This window comes from Prevotella sp. MGM2 (assembly GCF_002933955.1).
GTDB lineage: Bacteria > Bacteroidota > Bacteroidia > Bacteroidales > Bacteroidaceae > Alloprevotella.
This window is the reverse complement of sequence record NZ_BEWW01000035.1, coordinates 1-4220: the sequence shown is the minus strand read 5'-3', so window position 1 is coordinate 4220 and position 4220 is coordinate 1. Positions and strand designations below refer to the sequence as shown.

4 protein-coding genes are annotated in these 4220 nt (G+C 50.0%); all 4 read right to left on the bottom strand.

Annotated features, from left to right (window positions below):
- Positions 1-124 precede the first annotated feature (124 nt).
- From C5S62_RS00770 to purD, 4 genes are read right to left on the bottom strand one after another with little or no spacing between them, the layout of a single operon-like run.
- Positions 125-1006: a metal ABC transporter solute-binding protein, Zn/Mn family gene (locus C5S62_RS00770; RefSeq protein ID WP_172486206.1), complete on the bottom strand. Its 882-nt coding sequence runs from the start codon at positions 1004-1006 to the stop codon at positions 125-127.
- A gap of 38 nt (positions 1007-1044) precedes the next feature.
- Positions 1045-1500, bottom strand: coding sequence for a YqaA family protein (locus C5S62_RS00765; protein WP_104403642.1), 456 nt, complete (start codon positions 1498-1500; stop codon positions 1045-1047).
- Entirely contained in the window at positions 1473-2423 is a 951-nt protein-coding gene (locus tag C5S62_RS00760) for a hypothetical protein (protein WP_104403641.1), read from the bottom strand. Before C5S62_RS00760 ends, C5S62_RS00765 begins: the two co-directional genes overlap by 28 nt.
- Positions 2424-2476: 53 nt before the next feature.
- Positions 2477-3742, bottom strand: coding sequence for a phosphoribosylamine--glycine ligase (gene purD / locus C5S62_RS00755; RefSeq protein WP_104403640.1), 1266 nt, complete (start codon positions 3740-3742; stop codon positions 2477-2479).
- Positions 3743-4220 lie beyond the last annotated feature (478 nt).

The window sequence follows — 4220 nt, the reverse complement described above, 5'->3', positions numbered from 1 at the left end:
CCATTAGGCCCCCGGAGAATAATGAAATCATCGGCACTCACGGCAAACGACACCTCACAAAGCACACGGCGGGCCTCATAACCCGCCGAAACGCTCCCGGCCTGAAGCAATAAGCCTTCAGCCTTCATCGGCTCAGGGCTTTAGCGATGTTGAGTATTTCCGTATTCCAATCGTAAGACAAAGGATTGACAACAACGATCTTGGCATCCAACTCTTCCGCTATGGCGCGCACGGAGCGTTCGCTATACTCTTTCTGGAGAAAGATAACCCTCACGCTGTCCTCACGACATTGTTTCACAAGTCGCTCCATACGTTCGGCCGACGGTGATTTACCATTGTGTTCCAGACTAATTTGCCTCAAACCGTAGTCGCGTGCGAAATACCCCAGAGAAGGATGATACACCAAGAAAGAACGGGTAGGGACATCGGCCAGCATCTGGCGCACAGAAGCATCAATACTGTCCATGTGCTCACTGAAATGTTTCATGTTATGCGAAAAAAGCTCGCGGTTGGTAGTATCCATCTCACAGAGAGCCTCGCAGATATTCTTGGCAATAGTCTTCATATTAATTGGCGAAGTCCACGTATGGGGGTCCGTATTGATGGAATCACTTTCAGAACCATAGCCTTCCTTCCAAAGAGGAGTAAGTCCGGCCGAAGCCTTGACGCTGAAAATATGAGGGATGCTTTCTGTAATCTTATTCAACTGGTTACTTTCAAACCCAAGCGTACCCATACGCACATACATACGGCTCTCACGAAGTTGCGTCAACTGCTGAGGTGTCAGCTGATAGGTTTCAGGACTGGCACCGGCCGGAGTCAGGACGTTGATGTTATAACGGTCACCGGCTATGGATTCCATCACATAGCGCAGCGGCTCTATGCTGACAGTAATGTTGTCTTTACCGACAGGCGTGTTGCCCGCACATGAAACGGTAAGTGTCAACAGAGCGAAAGATAAAAGAGTAACAAAACAAGACGCAGATCTGAATGATTTCTTTACCATATACATTATAATATGTTGTGTGTGAAAAATACGTATTGCTATCCCATGGCGGCCAGCCATGTGGAAACAAGAATCTGATAACGCAGATATTTTCCTACTGTGATAGTCAGCAAGGAGAGAGGCAAATTGACGCGCAAATATCCCATAGCCACGGTGATAAGTTCGCCCGCCACCGGAATCCACGCAACCAAACCGGCCCATACGCCGTAGCGCCGCACATGGTACATCCCGCGCCGCAACTTCTCAGGCGGTATTTTGGCGAAACGCGTAATCCACTCTTCTCGCCCCATTCTTCCTAAACCGTAGTTGAACAGACTTCCCAGAGCGTTGCCTGCCGTGGCGCAGACAAGCAGCAGGAAAGGATTGCCGCCGGCTCCGAGCAAGGCCAACAATACCACTTCGGAACTCAAAGGAAAGACGCTGCCGGCCAAAAAGGCCGCAATGAACATACCGGCCGGTCCACACGTCACCAAAGCTTCAAGAAAGGATTCCATAACATGATATAGTTAAAAGCAATTAGTCCGCCTAACGCCAGCAGGCAGCAAACAAACCAAAGATTTATCCACCGGCCGCGTGCCAGTGTGAAGTAATGGGCTATGAGCGGTGAACTGTTGGCAAGGAGCAGAGGAAAAAGCACATTGAACCTTTGGGGCTGTAGCGCCGTAGCTGCCAAAAGCACGCATTCAGTCAGTGTAATGGCATAAAAGAACATCCTCGTTCTTATCTTGTCATTATAAGCTGTCCGCAAGAGATGAAAGATACTTGCCAACGACAGCAGACCGACGAAAGCCGCCGACACAATCTGCCAGGGAAGAAGAACCGAATAATCGGGCGGTGTGAAAAGAAACGCCTCGGCAAAGGGCAGAAAGGCCTCGGGAAAGATGTCGGCCCATACGGCATACCCCAGATATAGCCAGTAAGGGAGGAACGCTCCGATGAGACCGGCGAAAAACGAGCGGCGGTTTAATGCACGCAGCTGCACACCGAGACAAAAATAGAATAACAACTGCAGCAACAGCAAGGGGGGATAAACAAAACTGCCTATGCTCACGAGGGCAAAGGCGTGCATCACCTCACTTGCCGTGCGGTCTTTTTGGTAAGAGGCAAAGAGAGGGAAATAAGCGGCTATCAGGCATAGGCCCGGCAACATGGAGAAATCCCACCGGTGAAGTTCCGGACAAGCGGCCGAGAGCATCAGGAATGTCGTTCCCATCATTCGCGATCTCACCCGCAGAAGCGCATTGCGGTTGTTGAGTTCTACAAGGAAATAGGCGGCCAAGCCTGTAACGGCAAGGCCGCCCCATAAGTTCTTGTCAGCAATTCCGGGCAACAGCCATATCGCCGCGGCTATAAGAGTAGCCGTAGGAAGTGTCAAGGTACCCGTTGTTATGCGGTGGATAAGTTGGCGTTCTCGCATGATGTTTTTGGAGGCCGATGGACGGTGCCAGTCATGCCGTCTTCCGATAGTTTTTATAAATCGAGACCTATATCTGTACGGAAATATTTCTTTTCAAAACTGATTTTCCGTGCGCCTGCCATCGATTTGGCCAAGGCCTCCTCCTTGGTGTCGCCATAAGAACTGACGGCGATGACACGTCCGCCGACCGTGACAAGGCGACCTTCTTCCACACTTGTTCCGGCATGAAACACCACGCTGTCGTCCATATCGGTGCCTGTGATCGGGAACCCCTTTTCGTAGCTGCCGGGATAGCCTCCCGACACACACATGACACATACGGCCGCGCGTGGGTCGAACTCTACGGATCTGGTATCGAGATTGCCTTCGGCCACTCCTTCGAAGAGTTCCACGATGTCGCTCTTCAGGCGCAGCATTACCGTTTCGGTTTCGGGGTCGCCCATGCGGCAGTTGTATTCTATAACCTTAGGCTGTCCGCCGCAATTGATCAGGCCGAAGAAGATGAAGCCTTTATAGTCAATGCCTTCGGCGGCAAGCCCCTCAACGGTGGGACGTATGATTTCGTCCTCCACCTTTTTCATCCAGTCCTTGTCGGCAAACGGTACAGGCGAAACGCTGCCCATGCCACCGGTGTTAAGACCGGTGTCTCCTTCGCCTATACGCTTGTAGTCCTTGGCTTCGGGCAAAATTTTGTAGTGCGTGCCGTCGGTGAGCACGAATACGGAACATTCTATGCCACTGAGGAACTCTTCGATAACCACACGTGAGGAAGCATTGCCGAACATACCGCCCAACATGTCGCGGAGTTCGCGTTGAGCTTCTTCGAGCGTAGACAAAATCAGTACGCCTTTGCCGGCACACAGGCCGTCAGCCTTAAGCACATAAGGTGCCTGAAGCGTTTCAAGAAAGCGACAGCCTTCCTCCACGTGTTCACCGTCAAAGGTGGCGTAAGCGGCTGTGGGAATATTATGGCGTTGCATGAAACCTTTGGCAAAGTCCTTCGAGCCCTCAAGCACGGCACCGGCTTTCGATGGACCGATAACAGGTATCGCTTTCAGCAAGTCGTGATGTTTGAAATAGTCGTAAATGCCTTTGACTAAAGGATCTTCCGGCCCTACAACGACCATATCCACCTCACGGTCAATGACAAATTGTGCGATGCCTTCAAAGTCATCGGCCTTCAAGGCCACGTTTTGCCCCACACCGGCCGTTCCGGCATTGCCGGGAGCGATGAAAAGCTGTTCTATCTTAGGACTTTGTGCTATTTTCCAGGCCAAGGCATGCTCGCGACCGCCACTGCCCAACAGTAAAAGTTTCATACTTAATATGTTTTATGTAAGATTTCAGTGCAAAGTTAGTGCAAATGAGCGGAGTAAGAAAACAAAATGAATGTGTTTTTTCCTCCGTAGACAATGGCAACCGGCTTTTTTTATGCAGATATGACAGAAAAACGGACCGAAAGGTGGCACCGTCATGTGATGACAGCGCATTTTTTCCGTTGAAGCCCCATGGCGTTCGGCTGTGCCGCTTCGTCGGAAAACTGTTTTACGAGCAGGCCACCTTGAGTTTTCAACTTTAACATATTTAACCTTTCGAAACATTTTAGAGTGTTAAAATATAGGTTTGAAGTAGCGGAAAATTAAAAAACCGTATTCGATTTTTAACACGAATACGGGGAATTAAAATTGTAATACGGACATTTTATGGAAAAACAAATAGAAAAAACGCCTTATATTCGACTGAAAAACACCGAAAAAGCGGGGTTTCCCGATGGAAAGCCCCGCTTCGCTATTACAA